This window comes from Streptomyces sp. NPDC001617, from assembly GCF_053596855.1.
In genome coordinates, this window is record NZ_JBSFHA010000009.1 from 25745 (window position 1) to 44360 (window position 18616).

Here is an 18616-nt window from a genome sequence, read left to right on the forward strand (position 1 = left end):
TGACACTTGCCGTACTACGATGCCTATCGTACGAGCGCCTTTCGTCCCGCGAGAACGGAGCAGCTCCGCATGAGCGCCCTCTTCCAGCCCTTCACCCTGCGCGACGTGACCCTCCCGAACCGGGTCTGGATGGCGCCGATGTGCCAGTACTCGGCCGCGACGGAGGGCCCCGACACCGGCGCACCGAACGACTGGCACTTCGCGCACTACGCGGCGCGGGCGGCCGGAGGCACGGGGCTGATCGTCGTCGAGGCCACCGGCGTGTCGCCCGAGGGCCGGATCTCCCCGTACGACCTGGGCATCTGGAACGACACACAGGTGGCGGCGTTCCGCCGCATCACCCGCTTCCTCGTCTCGCAGGGCACGGTGCCTGGCATCCAACTGGCACACGGCGGCCGCAAGGCGTCGACCGACCGCCCGTGGAAGGGCGGCGCGCCCCTCGGACCGGAGGCGCAGGGCTGGCAGCCGCTCGCCCCGAGTGCGGTCCCGTTCGATGAACGGCACCCGGTACCGGACGAGTTGACGGACGATCAGATCGGCGAGATCGTCGGCCGGTTCGCGGACGCCGCGCGCCGCGCCCTCGCCGCCGGCTTCGAGGTCGCCGAGATCCACGGCGCCCACGGCTACCTGATCAACGAGTTCCTCTCGCCGCACTCCAACCACCGCACCGACGCCTACGGCGGCTCGTACGAGAACCGCACCCGCTTCGCGCTCGAAGTCGTGGACGCCGTACGGGCGGTGTGGCCGGCGGACAAGCCGCTGTTCTTCCGTGTCTCGGCGACCGACTGGCTGGAGGAGGGCGGCTGGAGTGCCGACGACACGGTCCGCTTCGCCGCCGACCTCGAGCGCCACGGCATCGACCTGCTCGACGTCTCGACCGGCGGCAACGCCTCCGGCGTGACCATCCCGGTCCGGCCCGGCTACCAGGTGCCGTTCGCGGCCCGGGTGAAGTCCGGGACGTCCCTGCCCGTCGCCGCCGTAGGACTGATCACGGACGCCGAACAGGCCGAGAAGATCCTGGCCAACGGCGAGGCGGACGCGGTGCTGCTGGGCCGCGAGCTGCTGCGCAACCCGTCGTGGGCGCGGCACGCGGCGCGGGAGCTGGGCGGGGATGTGCACGTGCCGGAGCAGTACCACCGCTCGGTCTAGGGCCCGCCGAGGGTCTCACTGCGGGTCGAAGTCCGAGAGGTCCGCATCGGCCACGGGGTATCCGTGGAGCCCCTGCAGCGCCTGGTGCTGCGCCTTCTCGGCCACTTCGCGGGTCTCCGCGACGACGTCGCCGCGTTCGCGGACGAGGCTGTCGTAGACCGGTAGGTGGTCGTTGTGGGTCGCGTTCGGTGTCACAGGAATGATCCTTCTCGGTGCGGTACGGCCGACCAGCAAATAAATCAGAGCGGGTGGGACGTAACCGCGAAGAACGTGAGCGCTTACTGTGCCCATGATGGAGACATCCTGTGGGCCGAAGCCGGACGCCTCCGACCCCAGGAGGACGCGAGAAGGTCAACCCGCCGTGCAGGCCGTCCCGTTGAGCGTGAAGGCGGCCGGCGCCGCGCTGTTCCCCGTGTGGTTCGCCTGATAGCCGATGGACACGCTCGCGTTCGGGGCGATCGTCCCGTCGTACGAGGCGTTCGTGGCCGTCACCGCCCCGGTGCTCGGCGCATAGGTGGCGCCCCAGCCGTTGGTGATCGTCTGCCCCGTGGGCAGGGTGAAGGCGAGCTGCCAGCCGTTGATCGTCGTCGTGCCGGTGTTGGTGACGGTCACGGAGGCGGTCAGGCCCGTGTTCCAGGCGTTGGTGGTGGCGGTCACCTTGCAGGCGCCGGGCTGCGGCTGGGGCGCGGGACCCGAGCTGTCGAGACCGAAGAAGGTGAGGGCGCGGGACGCCATGCCGTACGTGTAGAGGTTGTGGCCCACGCCCTGGAGGCTGATCGCCTCGACGGGGGCCTGGTCACCGGTGGAGCCGTAGCGGGTGCGGGTCCAGCCGGAGACGGGAGTGTCGGTGGCGGCCGGGGTCTGGCTGACGCCGAGCACGTTGGTCCACTCCTTGATCTCCTCGCCGAAGTTGGGGTAGCGCAGTGTCGCGTCCTCGGTGCCGTGCCACAGCTGCATACGCGGGCGCGGCCCGGTGTAGCCGGGGTAGGCGCCCCGCACCAGGTCGCCCCACTCCTGCGGGGTGTGCGTGATCGTGCCGTTCGCGCACGCGCTGTTCCACTCGGAGCCGTCGGTGGTGGCGAAGCAGCCGAAGGGCACGCCGGAGAAGGCGGCGCCGGCCGCGAAGACGTCCGGGTAGTCGCCCAGCAGGACGTTGGTCATCATGGCGCCGGAGGAGATGCCGGTCGCGAAGATCTTCGTCGTATCGGCGTTGTAGGTGCGGGTGACCCAGTCGATCATCGACTTGATGCCGACGGGGTCGCTGCCACCGCCCCGCTTCAGGGCCTGCGGCGAGGAGACGTCGAAGCACTTGCTGGCCCGGGTGACCGAGGGGTAGATCACGACGAAGCCGTAGGTGTCGGCGAGTTGGTGCCACTCGGTGGCGTTGTACATGTCCGGCCCGGAGCCGGTGCAGTAGTGCACGGCCACGACGACCGCCGGGTGTGCGGTGACGCTGTCGGGGACGTACAGGTACATCTGCAGGTTGCTGGGGTTGGTGCCGAAGTTCGTGACCTCGGTGAGGGTCGCGGTGGGTACGGCCGCGCGCGCGGCGGCGGTGGCCGGGGGTGCGGTGAGCGTCACCGCGGCGAGTAACGGCACGAGTGCGGTCACCAGCGCCAGGAGGACCCTCCGCAGGGGTCTGTTCGCGGCTGTGCGGGTGCGGGTGGACACGGCCTTGCTCCTTTCTCGACGGGTGTTCAGCAGGAGGCCTCGGTCTGGGTCAACAGCCCGAGACGCCAAGGGAGTTGGGAGTAGTCGCCGGTCGCGCCCGGGTCCATGCCCTGGTAGAGGAAGCGCAGTCGGCAGGGATCGACCGTGAGGGTCTGGTCGACGCCGTCGCGGATCATCTCGCCGTGGCTGAAGTCGGTCGTCCAGGCGCTCTGCCCGTCCGCGAAGGTCACGTTGTTCGAGCGGATGAAGGCGTTGGCCTCGGTGTCGGCGAGCGGCGTCCAGGTGCCGTCGAGGCTGTCGGCGGTCCAGGCCCGGAAGTAGCGGCGCCAGTCCGAACCGGTGGCCAGGCCCTCGACGAGCATCAGGTACGTGCCGTTGTCGCCCAGCCGGTAGACGTTGCTCGCCTCGAAGAGGTCGAAGCGGTTGGGCTCGGAGAGTACGACGGTGGTGTCCCGGAAACCGTTCGGGAACTCGGCGAGCGTGGTCCGGGCGCGGTACTCGTGGCCGTTGTCGTCGGAGAAGAACAGGTAGCAGTCGGCCCGGTCGCAGATGGTCCAGAAGTCGAGCCAGCCGCCGCTGCCCTTGTTCTCGGTGACGGCGGGCGGCTCACTGTCGAAGAAGTTCCGCGGCGCGCTCCAACTGGACGGGTCCGTGGGGTCGTTGGTGGTGGAGTACGACGGCGGTCCGGTCTGGTAGACCATGTACCACTTCTTCTGCGGCGCGAAGTAGAAGACCTGCGGGGCGGCCGCGTACCGGGTGCCGATGTTCGGGTTGGTGTCGAGGAAGGTCTGCGGGGCGGTCGCCGCCTTGTCGAAGTCGGCGAAGCTCGTGTAAGCGAGGCTCCACCGGCCCGAGGTGTCGGCGGTGGTCATGTAGACGTTCCAGCGATTCTTGTAGCGGAAGACCGTCGGGTCCTTGACCGAGACGACCGGGTGGGTCGCGTCCGGTTGCGGGCTGATCAGCGGGCCGGTCGAGGACCAGGTGAACGACCCCGGAAGCGGGCCCGCCCGGCCGGCCCCGTCGGCGCTCGCCGGCCCGGGTGACAGGACCAGCGTGCCCACCGCCAGCAGGAGCGACACCAGTCCACTTGCGAACGTACGCGTGCGCGGAGTCGTCATCGACTCGCCCCTTTCGGAAACCTCTCGGAATCTCTCGGGAATCTCCCGGAAAAGGGAACCGTCCGCCCCGCATGGTGGCATGGACACGACCGCCATGGAAGCGCTCCCACACCACTTCGGCACCCAGATCCGGACAAGCCCTTGCCACCCACCAGGGCTGACGGAATGTCTTTTGCGCAAAGCGTTGACCAGAAAGCGCTTACCCTCTACGTTCCGTTCAGCGATGTGACCGAGAGGCGCCCCTGATGGGTCAAACCGCCACATTGCTCGCGCGATGAGTTCAGCATGACGTACATCGTTCAGATACATGATCGAATTGGACCTCCCGAAGGGACGCACCCGCATGCGTACTCGCCCCCCACGTACACACGCGCAAAGATCCACGCTGGTGACGGCCGCGGCTGCGGCCCTCGTGACGGTCACCGTGCTCACCCTTCCCCAGTCCGCCTCGGCCGCCGAGTCCTCGCCGGTCGGCTTCGGCGCAGGCACGACCGGCGGCGGCAGCGCGTCGGCGGTGACCGTCTCGACGCTCAGCGCCTTCAAGTCGGCGGTCGCCGGAAGCACTTCGAAGGTCGTCAAGGTCAGTGGCCTGATCTCGCTGAGCGGTCAGGTCGACATCGGCTCCAACACCACGGTGCTGGGCGTCGGTTCGTCGTCCGGGTTCACCGGCGGCGGACTGCGACTCAAGAACGCGACCAACGTGATCGTCCGCAATCTGAACCTCAGCAAGGCGGTCGGCACGGACGCGATCACCGTCCAGAAGTCGACCAAGGTGTGGATCGACCACAACTCCCTGTCGTCCGACCGCGACCATGGCAAGGACTACTACGACGGCCTGGTCGACATCACCCACGCCTCGGACTACGTGACGGTCTCCTGGAACACCTTCAAGGACCACTACAAGGGCTCCCTGGTCGGCCACAGCGACAGCAACGCCAGTGAGGACACCGGGCATCTGCGGGTGACGTACCACCACAACTGGTTCGACAACGTCAACTCCCGCATCCCCAGCCTGCGTTTCGGCACCGGGCACTTCTACGACAACTACGTCGTCGGCGCCGAGACCGCCGTGCACTCGCGCATGGGCGCCCAGATGCTCGTCGAGAACAACGTGTTCCGCTCCACCGAGGTCGCCGTCACCACCAGCCGCGACAGCGACGAGGACGGCTACGCCAACCTCAAGGGCAACGATCTCGGTGGCGCCACCACCGAGATCTCACAGGTCGGCACCTTCACCAGCCCGCCCTACAGCTACACCGCCGAACCGGCCTCGTCCGTCGTCACCTCGGTGACCGGCGGCGCGGGCGCCGGAAAGCTCTGACCCCACCCCCCACCTGGAAGAAGGCACCAGGACATGACTTCACCAGCACGCACGCGTGCCCGCCGGCGCGCACTGGCCGGAGGCCTGGCCGCACTCGGGCTCTCATCTGTCATGATCATGACAGATAGCGTCTCGCCGGCGAGCGCCGCCACCTGGCCCACCGCCAACGGCAGCCAGGCCGTCACCGCCACCATCTCCCTGTCCGGCACCAAGGACTACGGGATGAAACGCCTCTACGGCAGCGGTGACCTCGGCACCGGCGGCCAGAACGAGGACCAGGACCCGATCCTGGACCTGGCGGCCGGCACCGTTCTGAAGAACGTCATCATCGGCGCCCCCGCCGCGGACGGCATCCACTGCGAGGGCAGCTGCACGCTGCAGAACGTGTGGTGGGAGGACGTCGGCGAGGACGCGGCGACCTTCCGCGGCTCCTCGTCGTCCAACGTGTACACCGTCTCCGGCGGTGGCGCGAAGGAGGCCAGCGACAAGGTGTTCCAGTTCAACGGCGCCGGGACGCTGAACGTCTCCAACTTCGCCGTACAGAACTTCGGCAAGCTGGTGCGCAGTTGCGGCAACTGCAAGACGCAGTACAAGCGGACCATCAACCTCAACACCATCGAGGCGACCTACAAGGGCAGCGCGCTCGTCGGGATCAACACCAACTACGGCGACAGCGCGACCCTGAAGAAGATCACCATCGTCGGGGACTCCAGCAAGAAGATCGTCCCCTGCCAGAAGTACATCGGGAACAACACGGGTGCGGAGCCGCCGAAGAACGGCTCGGGCGCCGACGGGACGTACTGCAAGTACTCGTCGTCCGACATCACCTACAAGTAGGCCCCCCACGGGGAATCCGGCCGTACGAAGCGCACCCGCACGGCGCTTCGTACGGCCGCCCTGTCATGTCCCGATGGCTCATGTCCCGATGGCTCCGGTGAACTCGCGCCGGTACTCCGCATAGGCGTCACGCAGGGCCGTCCCCGGCCAGCGGGCGGGCAGGAGTTCGGGGGGCAGCACGGGGTCGGTGAGCAGATGGCGTACGACCGCGGCGAAGGCCGTGAGCCGGTCGGCGGGGCGGTCCGCCCGCGCGATGTGGGCCAGCAGGGCGCGGGCGGTGGCGGCCCAGGCGTCCAACGGCCAGAGGTCTGCGGCCAGTTCGCGGGGCGGCCGGTCGGGGCGGGAGGTGAAGGACCGGGCCACCGGCACCAGGTCCTCGGAAAGCGGGCGGGTGAGGTTGGCGGGGCGCAGCCAGACGCCCTCGCGGAGTTCCGCGAGCCGCAGCGCGGTCAGCCGGGCGCGCAGGTCGACACGTTCGGCGGGACCGCGGCCGGTCGCCGTGATCACCACCATCTCCCAGTCGCCGTCCCACGCGCGCGTGTGGGCGTCCACCGACTCGTCCTGGCGGCGCTGGCGGGCCAGCAGGCGGTCGCTGAGCCGGTACACGGAATCGGTGCGCCGCAGGTCACCGGCGGTCACCATCCGGCTGAGCGCGGCACGCAGCGTGGAGCCGCCGACGCCGAAGGGCTCCACCGCGCGGACGAGGTCCTTGACCGGGAGCTCCGGCGGGTGCGTGCCCAGCAGCAGGCTCAGCACGACCGACCGTGCGGACAGGGGCCGCAGGTCGACCTCGCCGGGCCGCTCCGAGACGTTCATGCGCATGGGGACGTACTGTACGTGCGTCTTCTTGTTGCATCATTGCTACAGCCGCAGGAAGGGTGCAACATGTCGGCATGGTCTCGACACCCTCCCCCACGCAGCCGCAGTACGCCACGCACGACGTCACCAACCAGCCCCCTCCCCTGACGCCGTACGACGCCTCCGAGGACACCGCCCTGCTGGAGGGGGTGCGCCGCGAGGGCGCCGGGTGGGCCGAGGAGGATCTGCGGCGGCTGGGTCTCGGGGCCGGCAGTGCCGAGGCGCAGGAGTGGGCCGAGCTGGCCAACGTCCATGAGCCGGTGCTGCGTACGCACGACCGGTACGGCAACCGCGTCGACGAGGTCGACTTCCACCCGAGCTGGCACCACCTGATGCGCACCGCGGTCGCCGAGGGGCTGGCCGGTTCCCCGTGGGCGGACGAGCGGCCGGGTGCCCATGTGGCCCGTACCGCGGGCGGGTTGGTGTGGGGACACACGGAAGCGGGGCACGGCTGCCCCACGTCGATGACGTACGCGGCGATCCCCGCCCTGCGCGCGCAGCCCGAGCTGGCCAAGGTGTACGAACCCCTGCTGACCAGCCGCGTGTACGAGCCGGGTCTGCGGGTGCCGACCGAGAAGCCCGGTCTGCTCGCGGGCATGGGGATGACCGAGAAGCAGGGCGGCTCCGACGTCCGGACGAACTCGACCACGGCGACGGCGACCGCCGAGCCCGGCGTGTACACGCTGCGCGGGCACAAGTGGTTCACCTCGGCGCCGATGTGCGACGTGTTCCTGGTGCTGGCACAGGCCCCGGAAGGCCTGTCCTGCTTCCTGGTGCCGCGCGTCCTGCCCGACGGCACCCGCAACACGTTCCGCATCCAGCGCCTCAAGGAGAAGCTCGGCAACCGCTCCAACGCCTCCTCCGAGCCGGAGTTCGACGCAACCGTGGCCTGGCTGGTCGGGCCGGAGGGCCGGGGGGTCAAGACGATCATCGAGATGGTCAACTGCACGCGGCTGGACTGCGTGATGATGTCGGCGACGCTGATGCGCAAGACGCTCGTCGAGGCGGGTCACCATGTGCGCCATCGCAGCGCCTTCGGGGCCCGGCTGATCGACCAGCCGCTGATGCGCAACGTCCTGGCCGACCTCGCCCTGGAGTCCGAGGCCGCCACCACGCTCACGCTGCGGCTGGCCGGGGCGGCCGACCGGGCGGTCCGCGGGGACGCGGGTGAGGCGGCCTTCCGGCGGATCGCCACCGCCGTGGGCAAGTACTGGGTCACCAAGCGGGGCCCGGCCTTCACCGCGGAGGCCCTGGAGTGCCTGGGCGGCAACGGCTATGTGGAGGACTCCGGCATGCCCCGCCACTACCGCGAGGCTCCACTGCTGTCGATCTGGGAGGGCTCGGGGAACGTCAACGCCCTTGATGTGCTGCGGGCTTTGAGCCGGGAGCCGGGTACCGCGCAGGCGCTCTTCGAGGAACTCGCCCTGGCCCGGGGCGCGGACGCCCGACTGGACGCGGCGGTGGCCCGCCTGGAGGGACTGCTGGCCGCCGGTTCCGAGACCACCGCGCGCCGCCTGGTCGAGCTGATGGCACTGACCCTGCAGGCCTCCCTCCTGGTCCGGCACGCCCCGCCCGCCGTCGCCGACGCGTTCTGCGCGACCCGGCTGGGCGGCGACTGGGGACACGCCTTCGGCACCCTGCCCGACGGCGCCGGCCTGGACGCGATCCTGGAACGGGCGCTGCCCGACGGGCGGTTGAGCCTGTTGTAGGCACACCGTCACCTCGCGATTCCGCTTCGTTGTCAGTGGCGTGGTGCAGACTCACGATCAGTTGGCACTTCGCCTGGGGAGGACAACGTGTTCACGGGGATCGACGAGGTCGACTGGGCCTCGCTGCGGCATGCGTACGGCAGTGCGGAGGACGTGCCCGGACTGCTGCGGGGGCTGGCGTCGGGGGACCCGGCCGAGCGGGAGATCGCGCTCGACGGGATGTACGGGGCGGTGCACCACCAGGGAGATGTGTACGACTCGACGCTGGCCTGCATTCCGTTTCTGTTCGCGCTCGTGGCGAGCGAGGCGGTGCCGGAGCGGGGCGGCATCGTGGAGCTGTTGGTCAGCATCGGACAGGAGGGCGAGGACCGGGAGCGTGCCGACGGCGCCTACGCGATGGCGCGCACCGCGGTCCGGGCGGGGGCCGGGGTCTTCGCCCGGCTGGCCGAGGACCCGGAGTCCGAGGTGCGGCGGGCGACCGCGGGCGCGCTGGTGCGCTTCCTGGACGAACCGGCGCGGGTGCTGGGCCTGTTGCGGGAGCGGATCACGGTGGAGCGGGACGACCGGGTGCTGCTCGCCCTCACGGAGGGTCTCGGGGTCTTCGCGCGCCGGCACCCGGGGCACGCGGCCCGGGCGGTGGAGCTTCTGACAGCCCAGAGCGCTCCGCCGTTCGGCCCGGGGCTGCGGCTGGCCGCGCTCGGGCAGCTCGCGGGCTGCGCGCCCGCCCGGCTCCCGGCCGACCTGGTGCCGACCGTCGTTCGGCTGCTGAGGGAGCGCTCCGGACGGCGTCCGTGCCGACCGGAGGAACCCGGCCGGCCGGACACGGACACGCTCGTCGGCCGGTTGCGCAGGCTGCGCCCCTCGGACGAGGAGGGCTCGCAGCTGATGCGGACCCTGCACCGGGCGCTGGACGGCCGGGTGGACGACCGGATCGCCCTGCTGGTGGGGCAGTTGAGCAGCCCGGATGCGACCGATCGATGCAACGCGGTGTGGATGACCCCCGGGCTGCTCCGCGAGTGGCGGGCCGACTACGGCGAGGTCGTGGCGCTGGTCGGCGCCCAACTGGGCACGGAGGACGACCGGTTGCGCGAGGCGGCACTGTCCGTCCTGGAGGACCTCTTCGACCTGGCCGCTCCGGCCGCCGACGACCTCCATGCCCTGGTCACCTCACGTCCCGATCTTTGGGTACGGCGATGGGAGCGCGGGGCGCCGACGCTGGGCGACCCGGTCAAGGCACTGGCCCGGTGCGGAGATCCGCGGGCGGTGCCTGTGCTGGCCCAGGTGCTGGCCGGGCCGGTCGTGCCGGACGACCTGGGGCGTGCGGTCGTCCATCTCGGCTCCGCCGGTGCTCCGTTGGCACCGGCTTTGCGGCACCGGCTCGGGGGCGTAGGGCTCGATTCACCCGAGATGTACGACCGGGCGGCACCGCTGTTGTCGGCGCTGGGGGCGCTCGGTGACGCGGAGGCCGTGCCGGAGGTGCTGCGGCTGCTGCTGGGGGCATCGGACGGGCGGTGGCTGCGGGAGGCGGCGGTGCGGGCGCTGGAAGCGTTCGGGGCGGCGGCGCGGGAGGCGATACCCGCGTTGCGGGGGCTGCTGGACACCGAGTCGGCGGTCGCCGCGGCGGTGGCCTTGTGGTCGGTGGAGGGCGATGCCTCAGCCGTACTGCCCGTGCTGATGCGCGAGTTGGCGAGCGAGGGATACGGCCGACGGGCTGCGGCCGATGCTCTGGCGCGCCTGGGGCCACCGGCCCGTGCCGCACTGCCCGAGCTGTGCCGCATGGCGGGGTCCGACGATCTGTGGGAGCGGACGGCGGCCGCGTGTGCCCTGTGGCGGATCGGCGGGGACCCGGAGCTCGCCGCGCCGGTCCTCAGGGCCGCGTGGGAGCAGAACCCGCACACCCGGCGCACCGTCGCGGCCTGCGTCGTCGCCCTGGGGCCCGCGGGCGAGCCGCTCCACGATCTGCTGCGCGCGGAACTCGCCTCCCCCCGGCGGCACAAGACTTCGTCCGGCGGATACGGCAGCCACGACATCGTCGAGGACCTGGAGCTGCTGCGGGTGTGCCGGGAAGGGGTGGGCGACCTGTAGCGGTACCGCGAGTCACGTCCCGGCGGTCGGCGCCGATCGCGGCCGGCACTCCCGTGGGCCGGGCGCCGATGACGGATGCCTTGGGGCTGGGCCGAGCAGCGGAGGCAGCGCCATGGCGCTGAGCGGGGCGCCCGTGACAGCTGACGCGGCGATGGGCCACGCGCCCGTGGCACCTGGCGCGGCGCTGGGCCGGGCACCGGTCGCAGCCGGGGCGGCCTGGTCGGCCGCCCGGTCCGCGTACCGCTCGTCACCTCGTCTTGCGGCCCCAGAGCGGCCCGAAACGGGACCACTCGGTGTCCCAGAGGTCCATGCGGCGGCGCTCCAGCCGGCCGCACAGGACCCGGCCGCCCACGAAGGGGACCGCCGCGGCGCTGATGCCGACCAGGACGCCGATCAGGGAGGCTCGCAGATGGGCCTGGGAGGCCGTGGCGGGCTTGGTGACCAGATGGCCCTGCGGGTCCGACCAGATGGGGACCGTGGTGCCGGCCCGGCTGCCGGGGGCGACCCGGACCTGCCCGGTGTGGCTGGTGCCGTCCGGCGCGGTCCAGCGGACATTGCCCCACACCTGGTCGCCGCTCACCGTCGCCGTGTCGGCGGTGGCCTTTCCGGGAGCCTTCGCGGTCAGCCGCGCCTCGACCCGCTGCCACTCGGCCCGCTCCCGGGCCAGCCCGTGCTCGACGGACTGGGTCGCCGTCAGACCGGCGAGCACTCCGGCGACCACGGTGACCAGCCAGGCGCCGAGCACGACCCAGGCCTCCACCGTGTCGGCGCGGCGCTTCAGCGGATTGTGGCGCCAGCGCCAGAGCCACACCTTCGGACCACGGAACGCCATCGAAGGCTTCCTCCTCATGAGCACATGACCATCCCCGATCTCCATCCCATACGGGCCCGGGTCCCCGGATGCTCAGGCCGGGTACCGGCACTTCGACGGTCGCACGAGTCCGCGCATCCCGCAGGGGACTTCGGGAAAGAGGCCGGAAGAGCACCGTCACAGACCTTCGACACCCCGCTGACCAGTGGCGATGCGACTTCCGGGGGTGACTGTCAGTGGTGGGGTGCAGACTGGCCAATGTCTGGGACAAAGAGGTCGCGGAGGTGATCGGGATGACCGAGGTACTGCTTGCCGTAGGGACACGAAAAGGCCTGTTCATCGGGCGTCGGCGGGGTGGCGTCTGGGAGTTCGACGAAAGTCCGTATTTCAACGCGCAGGCCATGTACTCGGTGGCCATCGACACCCGGGGCGACCGGCCGCGGCTGCTGGCCGGGGGTGACAGTTCTCACTGGGGGCCGTCCGTGTTCCACTCCGACGACCTGGGCCGGACATGGACCGAGCCGCCGCAGCCGGCCGTCAAGTTCCCCAAGGACACGGGGGCTTCGCTGGAGCGGGTGTGGCAGCTGCACCCGGCGGCCGCGGAGGAGGACGTGGTGTATGCGGGGACCGAGCCGGCCGCGCTCTACCGCTCGGAGGACCGCGGGGAGACCTTCGAGCTGGTTCGTCCGCTGTGGGAGCACCCCACGCGCTCGAAGTGGGTGCCGGGAGGCGGTGGCGAGGGGCTGCACACCGTGATCACGGACAAGCGCGACCCGCGGGCGGTGACGGTGGCCGTGTCCACGGCGGGGGTGTTCAGGACGACGGACGGCGGGGCGAGTTGGGCGCCGTCCAACTCCGGCGTCTCCGCGGTGTTCCTGCCCGATCCGAACCCGGAGTTCGGGCAGTGCGTGCACAAGATCGCCCAGGACGCGGCGACACCGGACCGGCTTTATCTGCAGAACCACTGGGGTGTGTACAGAAGCGACGACGCGGGCGCGCACTGGACCGACATCGGTGCGGGGCTGCCGTCCACCTTCGGCTTCGCGGCAGCCACCCACCCCAGGCGGGGCGACACGGCGTATGTGTTCCCGATCAACGCCGACGCGGACCGGGTGCCCGCCGACCACCGGTGCCGGGTCTTCCGCACGACGGACGCGGGCAAGAGCTGGGAGCCGCTGTCAGCGGGGCTGCCCCGGGAGGACCACTACGGGACGGTGCTGCGGGACGCCATGTGCACGGACGACGCCGACCCGGCGGGCGTGTACTTCGGCAACCGCAACGGCGAGGTGTTCGCGTCGGCCGACGACGGTGACAGCTGGCAGCAGTTGGCCTCGCATCTGCCGGACGTGCTGTGTGTGCGGGCGGCGGTGGTCGGATGAGCCGGGTGGGGGGATCGGGGGGCCTTGGCCACTGGTTGATTCCCGCTGCCCGTACGGCAGTAGGGTGACGCCCGTGGCACCACGACCGTTGCATGAAATCGTCGAAGCGGGCTGGGCGCAGGCCCTTGAACCCGTCGCCGGGCGGATCTCCGAGATGGGGGACTTCCTGCGGGGGGAGATCGCCGAGGGGCGCACCTACCTCCCGGCCGGGGCGAACGTCCTGCGGGCCTTCCAGCAGCCCTTCGACGACGTACGCGTCCTGATCGTCGGGCAGGACCCGTATCCGACACCCGGGCATGCGGTGGGGCTGTCCTTCTCGGTGGCGCCGGACGTGCGTCCGCTGCCGGGCAGCCTCATCAACATCTACCGCGAGCTGAACACCGACCTGGGCCTGCCCCAGCCGTCCAACGGCGACCTGACGCCGTGGACGCAACAAGGGGTGCTGCTGCTCAACAGAGCGCTGACGACCGCCCCTCGCAAGCCCGGCGCCCATCGCGGCAAGGGCTGGGAGGAGGTCACCGAGCAGGCGATACGCGCGCTGGCCGGCCGCGGCAAACCCCTGGTGTCCATCCTGTGGGGCCGTGACGCCCGCAATCTGCGCCCGCTTCTCGGCAACCTCCCCTCGGTCGAGTCCGCCCACCCCTCCCCCATGTCCGCGGACCGCGGCTTCTTCGGCTCCCGCCCCTTCAGCCGAGCCAACGACCTCCTGATCGGCCAGGGCGGCCAACCGGTGGACTGGCGTCTGCCGTGACCGACGGGGGTGGCGGCGGGCTGGGACCGGGCACGGGCGGCGAAGCCGCCGGCGGACCGGGCGACGGCCCTGTCGGTGTCCTCGCCGTTGACTCCGGAGGCTCGGGCCTGCGTGTCGTCGTCGCCGACAGCCACCGGACCGTTCTGGCCCAGCGCGCGTCGTCGGAGCCGGTGCGTATCGGGGCGCGGGGGATCGATCCCGGGCATCTGATGGAGCAACTGGTGCCGATGGTGCGGGTGTTGCTCGCCGACAGTGGGGTGACGGAGCTGCGGGCCGCGGTCGTTGGGGCCGCCGGGCTCGCCAGCCTCGGTGATGCTCTGCGTGCCGAGCTTCCGGGCGCCCTCGGGCGGGAGTTCGGGGTACCGGCGGTCGCCCTCGCGGCCGACGCGGTCACCGCCTACGTGGGTGCGCTCGGCGCGCGGCCCGGGGCCGTGGTCGCCGCCGGTACGGGGTTGATCGCCGTCGGCACGGACCTGGACCACTGGTGTCGCGCCGACGGCTGGGGACATCTGCTGGGCGACTGCGGCAGCGGCGCCTGGATCGGGCGGGCCGGGCTGGAGGCGGCGCTCCGTGCCCACGACGGGCGGCCCGGCGGGTCGGCGGTCCTGTTGGCGTGCGCCGAGCAGCAGTTCGGGCCCATGGCGGGGCTGCCCGGGCAGCTCTACCCGCGTCCGGACCGGCCCGCCGTCCTCGCCTCCTTCGCACCCCGGGTCGCCGCCTGCGCCGGGCACGACCCGGTGGCCACGGACCTCCTGCGCACGGCGGCCCGGCACATGGTCGAGTCCGCCGCCGCGGTGTGCCCCACCGGCGGCGAGCCCCGAGTGGCCTTCACCGGCGGCCTCTTCAAGATGGGCGAGCCTCTGCTCGTACCGGTGGCGGAGGAGCTGGCGATACAACTCCCGCACGCACGGCGGGTGGCGGCCGCCGGCGATCCCCTCGAGGGTGCGCTGCGCATCGCGGTCGACCTCGCGGCGGGCACGCTCACCCTCCCGGGTGACGCGGCGATGTTGTCCGTGATGACCGGTTAGAGGGACGGGGCATCACGCTTCACAAAAGCGCCCGGTTCGTACAGCAATCTCTTCTGATCTGTCCGTAACTCATCAGACAAAACCGGACGGATACCGCTCACCTGCACCCTCCCCGAACAGGGGAACCCAGGAAGCCAGTAACATGCGTCGCCATGAGCTCCCCCACTGGGCCCGCGTCCGGCCTGCCAGTACGAATGCCGCGACCTCGCCAGCCCGGGCGGCACCGCCGACCCGAGCCGCTGGCGGCTCCCGAGGGCGCGCCCGCGCTCGTCCTCGCGGTGCCGGGCACCCCCGCCCCGGCCACGCGCAGCCTCGCCGAGGAGGTCGTGAGCATCGCCCGCTCCGAGCTCCCCGGCCTCGACGCGCGCATCGGCTACCTGGACGGGGACGACCAGGAGTTCCCCACGCTCCAGGCCGTGCTCGTGCATGCCGCGGAGGAGCGCACGGCCCGCTTCGAGCAGGCCAAGGCCGCCGGCCTCGACGTCAAGGAGCCGGACGGCCCCGTGGCCGTCGTCGTGCCGCTGCTGGCCGGTCCGGACAGTGCGCTGCTGCGAGTCGTCCGCCAGGCCGTGATGGACAGCCGCGTCGCGGCCGACCTGACCGACGTCCTGGGCCCGCATCCGCTGCTCGCCGAGGCGCTGCACGTGCGGCTGTCGGAGGCGGGTCTGGCCCGCGCCGACCGCGCCCGCCTGTTCACCGTGGCGACCGCGGCGGACGGCATCATCCTGGCGTCCGTGGGCGGTGACGAGGCCGTGCAGGCGGCCGGGATCACCGGCATGCTGCTCGCCGCGCGTCTGGCCGTGCCGGTGATGGCGGCGGCCCTGGACCAGGAGGGCTCGATCGCCTCCGTCGCCGAGCAGCTGCGCGGCTCGGGCTCGCAACAGCTCGCCCTGGCGCCGTACCTGATAGGGCCGGAGATCGACCCGGGCCTGATCGAGGAGGCGGCCAGGGAGGCGGGCTGTGCCGCCGCCGAGGCGCTCGGCCCGTACCCGGCGATCGGCAAGCTCGCCCTCGCCAAGTACACGACGGCCCTGGGTATCGCCCCGCAGCAGCCGCAGGGCGCGCCGGTCCGCTGACGCCGACGCGCACGGCACGGCCGTAGAAACGCCGAAGGGCCCGCCCCGGAACTCGGGAGCGGGCCCTCGGCATGTGCGCGGCGCGCCTCGGGACTCGGCGGTCTGCCTCAGGGCCCAGCGGGTGTACCTCAGGCTCAGTCGAAGACCACGCAGGACACGGCCGGGACCTCGACCGAGCCCTCGTAGCGCGGCAGTCCGGTGTCCGGGTCGACGGCGAACCAGGTGATGTCGCCGGAGCGCTCGTTGGCGGCGTACAGGAAGCCGTGGGACTCGGTGAGGGCGCGGGGCCAGTGGCCGCCGCACGGGCCCGTGCCGAGCAGCCGGAGGTCGTCGCCCTCCACGGCGAAGGTGGACAGGACGTCCTCGCCCCGGGTGGCGATCCAGACGAAGCGGCCGTCGGGCGAGGCGACGATGCCGGACGGGTAGGCGTCGCCCGCGGGGGCGCCGGGCAGCACCTGGGTCTCCGTGAGGGGCTTGAGGGTGCCGTCCTCGGCGTCCCAGCGGCAGGCGGTGACGGTCGGGGTGAGTTCGTTGACGACGTACGCGCGGGTGCCGTCCGGGTGGAAGGCGAGGTGGCGCGGGCCGGAGCCGGGGCGCAGGGCGATCTCGCGGTGCACGGCGAGGGTGCCGTCGGTCAGGGCGCAGACGCGGACCGAGTCGGTGCCGAGGTCGACGCTGACGGCCCAGCGGCCGCTGGGGTCGGCCTGGACCTGGTGGGCGTGCGGGCCCTGCTGGCGGCGCGTGTGCGGGCCCGAGCCGGTGTGCCGGAGCACTCCGGAGGCGGTGTCGGCGAGCGTGCCGTCGGGGCGGACGGGTACGGCGGTGACGCTGCCGGAGCCGTAGTTGGCGGTCAGGACGTGACCGGCGAAGAGGCCGAGGTGCGTGGGTCCGTCACCGCCGACCGGGACCGGTGTACCGGCCCGCTCCAGCCGGTCCCCCTTCACGCGGTACGCCGCCACCGCGCCCTCGGCCGTCTCGCTGACCGCGTAGAGGGTGGCCGCGCCGGGCGCCAGGGCCAGGTAGGACGGGTCGGGAACACCGTTCAAGCTGCTCAGGAGGGTCAGAGCGCCGCTGTCGGCGGAGACGGCCGCCGTCACGATCCCGGGGCCTCCCGCCGCCGTGAACGACCCGATGAAGGCCCGCCGTCGCCGTCCGCCGCCGTCTGTCACCGCTGTCCCCTCTCGGTTCTGTGCCGTCGGGGTGACCGTAGCAGTCGATCACGTGCGGTCTAGACCATACGGGATCAATTCACGGGGCTGCAACGGCCGTCCGCAGCGGCGTCGCCAGCTCCGCGAGGGCCCGCTCCAGGCCGTGCAGATGGGTCAGGGCAGGGCCGGCCGCCGACGCGTCCGGCGTGACGGTCACGACCCGATCGCGCCCCCCACCCGTGAGCGCCTCCACCGCCCCCTCCACGCGCCGGCACGCGGCGGCCAGACGGGCGTCGTGGGAGGCCTCCGGGTCGGCGGCGACCGAGACCAGACCGCGGATCTCGCGGGCGCAGTCGTCCAGGAGGGCCAGCACCCGGCGGGCGCGCTCCTTGCGGCCGGGCATCGGGTTGAGCGGGTGGACGAGCGGCGCGACGGACAGCCGTACGCGGCCCAGCAGTTGCTCCAGTTCGGTCACCCGGGAGGCCGGGTCGGCGTCCGCGGAACCGGCCAGCCGGGCCGCCGCCTCCGCGGTGCACGCGTGCACGCAGCGCAGGGCCCGCTGGATCCAGGCGTCGGTGGTGGTGTGCGTGGTGACCGGCAGGACCAGGAGCACGGCGAGGGCCGCGCCCAGCGCGCCGACGCCGGTCTCGGCGAGCCGCAGGGCGAGCAGGCCGGGAGTGAGGACGCCGAGGAGGCCGTAGAGGAGCTCGGCGAGGAGGGTCACGCAGAGCATCATCCAGGTGTACGAGACCGCGGCCGTGTAGAAGATCCCGAAGACGCAGGCGGCGAGGAGGACGGCCGTGGGGAGTCCCGCCCCGTTCACCGGTACGGCGACGAGCAGGCCGAGGCCGATGCCGATCACCGTGCCGAGGACCCGGCGGAAACCGCGGACCAGGGTCTCGCCGCGCGAGGCGGTGTTGACGAAGATCCACCAGGTGGCGCCGACGGCCCAGTACCAGCGCTGGCCGGAGACCAGTTGGCCCACGACGAGGGCGAAGCCCGCGCCGGCGGTCGCCTGGACGGCCTGGCGCGTGGTGAGGCGGGCGAGGCCGGTGCCGGCGGGCGGGGCGGGCACCGGCGCCGGGGGCAGCTGGGCCTCGTAGCACCACAGGCCGAAGCGCACCGCCGCCGCGGTGAGGAGGGACAGTGCGACGGCGACGTACAGCTCGGGCAGTCGCTCCGTCGTCGCGTGCAGGAACTGCGCCACGAAGAAGGTCATGAACGCGAACACGCCGAGGCTGTGGCCGCGCGGGCCCCAGCGGCGGGCGTGGACGCCGAGGCCGATGACCGCGAGGAAGGTCAGGTCGCGGGCGACCGGGTGGTCGTGCAGCTCGGCCGCGGCGGCGAGCACCGGCAGGCCGACGGCGGGCAGCAGGGCGGTGGTGACGGCCTGTCCGCGGACCGTGGCGTCGGTGACGGTGAACAGGGCGAGCAGGGCGGCCAGTCCGCCGGTGACGGTGCCGGCGAGGGAGACCCCGGCCAGACCGCACAGCACCACGGCCAGACCGATCCCGACGACGGCGCGCGCGGCGAACCGCAACCGCAGCCGCCCCGGGTCCGGAGCCACGAACACCCTCTTCAGCACTGCTACCCGCTCCCTTGGACACCGGCATGAGAAAGGCGCCGCGGGGTCCGCAGCGCCATCGACGCGAACATTGCAGCATTGCCGCCATGG

16 protein-coding genes are annotated in these 18616 nt (G+C 72.0%); 9 read left to right on the forward strand and 7 right to left on the reverse strand.

The window, feature by feature from the left end; translation table 11 throughout:
- Positions 1 to 69: 69 nt before the first annotated feature.
- Positions 70 to 1149, forward strand: coding sequence for an NADH:flavin oxidoreductase/NADH oxidase (locus tag ACWC09_RS09660; protein ID WP_450849990.1), 1080 nt, complete (start codon positions 70 to 72; stop codon positions 1147 to 1149).
- Positions 1150 to 1164: 15 nt separating this feature from the next.
- On the opposite strand, the gene ACWC09_RS09665 is transcribed toward ACWC09_RS09660, so the two are convergent.
- The 3 genes from ACWC09_RS09665 to ACWC09_RS09675 all read right to left on the reverse strand — a co-directional run bounded on the left by ACWC09_RS09665 (position 1165) and on the right by ACWC09_RS09675 (position 3938).
- Positions 1165 to 1344 carry a hypothetical protein gene (locus tag ACWC09_RS09665; RefSeq protein WP_450849991.1) on the reverse strand — a complete coding sequence of 60 codons (180 nt, stop codon included), beginning with the start codon at positions 1342 to 1344 and terminating at the stop codon, positions 1165 to 1167.
- 156 nt (positions 1345 to 1500) lie between these two features.
- Positions 1501 to 2820, reverse strand: coding sequence for an extracellular catalytic domain type 1 short-chain-length polyhydroxyalkanoate depolymerase (locus ACWC09_RS09670; RefSeq protein WP_450849992.1), 1320 nt, complete (start codon positions 2818 to 2820; stop codon positions 1501 to 1503).
- Positions 2821 to 2846: 26 nt separating this feature from the next.
- A complete protein-coding gene (locus ACWC09_RS09675) occupies positions 2847 to 3938 on the reverse strand; it encodes a non-reducing end alpha-L-arabinofuranosidase family hydrolase (RefSeq protein WP_450849993.1) in 1092 nt (363 codons plus the stop codon).
- Positions 3939 to 4281: 343 nt separating this feature from the next.
- On the opposite strand from ACWC09_RS09675, the gene ACWC09_RS09680 reads away from it, so the two are divergent.
- On the forward strand, positions 4282 to 5259 hold the full coding sequence (locus tag ACWC09_RS09680; protein ID WP_450849994.1) for a pectate lyase family protein: 978 nt from the start codon (positions 4282 to 4284) through the stop codon (positions 5257 to 5259).
- 33 nt (positions 5260 to 5292) lie between these two features.
- Positions 5293 to 6096 (forward strand): pectate lyase, encoded by an 804-nt coding sequence (locus tag ACWC09_RS09685; RefSeq protein ID WP_450849995.1) that lies wholly within the window; start codon positions 5293 to 5295, stop codon positions 6094 to 6096.
- Between the two features lie 78 nt (positions 6097 to 6174).
- On the opposite strand, the gene ACWC09_RS09690 is transcribed toward ACWC09_RS09685, so the two are convergent.
- Complete coding sequence (locus ACWC09_RS09690) at positions 6175 to 6918, reverse strand: PaaX family transcriptional regulator C-terminal domain-containing protein (protein WP_450849996.1); 744 nt, start codon at positions 6916 to 6918, stop codon at positions 6175 to 6177.
- A 71-nt stretch (positions 6919 to 6989) separates the two neighbouring features.
- On the opposite strand from ACWC09_RS09690, the gene ACWC09_RS09695 reads away from it, so the two are divergent.
- Together ACWC09_RS09695 and ACWC09_RS09700 are read left to right on the forward strand one after the other, a co-directional pair.
- On the forward strand, positions 6990 to 8663 hold the full coding sequence (locus ACWC09_RS09695; RefSeq protein ID WP_450849997.1) for an acyl-CoA dehydrogenase family protein: 1674 nt from the start codon (positions 6990 to 6992) through the stop codon (positions 8661 to 8663).
- 87 nt (positions 8664 to 8750) lie between these two features.
- On the forward strand, positions 8751 to 10748 hold the full coding sequence (locus ACWC09_RS09700) for a HEAT repeat domain-containing protein (protein ID WP_450849998.1): 1998 nt from the start codon (positions 8751 to 8753) through the stop codon (positions 10746 to 10748).
- A gap of 247 nt (positions 10749 to 10995) precedes the next feature.
- On the opposite strand, the gene ACWC09_RS09705 is transcribed toward ACWC09_RS09700, so the two are convergent.
- Positions 10996 to 11580, reverse strand: a complete 585-nt coding sequence (locus ACWC09_RS09705; RefSeq protein WP_450849999.1) for an Rv1733c family protein — start codon at positions 11578 to 11580, stop codon at positions 10996 to 10998.
- 272 nt (positions 11581 to 11852) lie between these two features.
- On the opposite strand from ACWC09_RS09705, the gene ACWC09_RS09710 reads away from it, so the two are divergent.
- The 4 genes from ACWC09_RS09710 (at position 11853) to ACWC09_RS09725 (ending at position 15793) form a co-directional block, all read left to right on the forward strand.
- Positions 11853 to 12938: a WD40/YVTN/BNR-like repeat-containing protein gene (locus ACWC09_RS09710; RefSeq protein ID WP_450850000.1), complete on the forward strand. Its 1086-nt coding sequence runs from the start codon at positions 11853 to 11855 to the stop codon at positions 12936 to 12938.
- A 73-nt stretch (positions 12939 to 13011) separates the two neighbouring features.
- Positions 13012 to 13689, forward strand: a complete 678-nt coding sequence (locus tag ACWC09_RS09715; RefSeq protein WP_450850001.1) for a uracil-DNA glycosylase — start codon at positions 13012 to 13014, stop codon at positions 13687 to 13689.
- A 20-nt stretch (positions 13690 to 13709) separates the two neighbouring features.
- Entirely contained in the window at positions 13710 to 14717 is a 1008-nt protein-coding gene (locus ACWC09_RS09720) for an N-acetylglucosamine kinase (RefSeq protein WP_450850113.1), read from the forward strand.
- A 152-nt stretch (positions 14718 to 14869) separates the two neighbouring features.
- A complete protein-coding gene (locus ACWC09_RS09725) occupies positions 14870 to 15793 on the forward strand; it encodes a sirohydrochlorin chelatase (RefSeq protein WP_450850002.1) in 924 nt (307 codons plus the stop codon).
- A gap of 134 nt (positions 15794 to 15927) precedes the next feature.
- Here ACWC09_RS09725 and ACWC09_RS09730 read toward each other — a convergent pair whose 3' ends face one another.
- A complete protein-coding gene (locus tag ACWC09_RS09730) occupies positions 15928 to 16962 on the reverse strand; it encodes a lactonase family protein (protein ID WP_450850003.1) in 1035 nt (344 codons plus the stop codon).
- Between the two features lie 79 nt (positions 16963 to 17041).
- Entirely contained in the window at positions 17042 to 18526 is a 1485-nt protein-coding gene (locus ACWC09_RS09735) for an FUSC family protein (protein WP_450850004.1), read from the reverse strand.
- Between the last annotated feature and the right edge of the window lie 90 nt (positions 18527 to 18616).

Bases quoted from the DNA above. Each gene is read 5' to 3' on its own strand.
- ACWC09_RS09660 (WP_450849990.1), top strand. From the start codon at position 70: ATGAGCGCCCTCTTCCAGCCCTTCACCCTGCGCGACGTGACCCTCCCG.
- ACWC09_RS09675 (WP_450849993.1), bottom strand. From the start codon at position 3,938: ATGACGACTCCGCGCACGCGTACGTTCGCAAGTGGACTGGTGTCGCTC.
- ACWC09_RS09680 (WP_450849994.1), top strand. From the start codon at position 4,282: ATGCGTACTCGCCCCCCACGTACACACGCGCAAAGATCCACGCTGGTG.
- ACWC09_RS09685 (WP_450849995.1), top strand. From the start codon at position 5,293: ATGACTTCACCAGCACGCACGCGTGCCCGCCGGCGCGCACTGGCCGGA.
- ACWC09_RS09690 (WP_450849996.1), bottom strand. From the start codon at position 6,918: ATGCGCATGAACGTCTCGGAGCGGCCCGGCGAGGTCGACCTGCGGCCC.
- ACWC09_RS09695 (WP_450849997.1), top strand. From the start codon at position 6,990: ATGGTCTCGACACCCTCCCCCACGCAGCCGCAGTACGCCACGCACGAC.
- ACWC09_RS09705 (WP_450849999.1), bottom strand. From the start codon at position 11,580: ATGGCGTTCCGTGGTCCGAAGGTGTGGCTCTGGCGCTGGCGCCACAAT.
- ACWC09_RS09710 (WP_450850000.1), top strand. From the start codon at position 11,853: ATGACCGAGGTACTGCTTGCCGTAGGGACACGAAAAGGCCTGTTCATC.
- ACWC09_RS09725 (WP_450850002.1), top strand. From the start codon at position 14,870: ATGAGCTCCCCCACTGGGCCCGCGTCCGGCCTGCCAGTACGAATGCCG.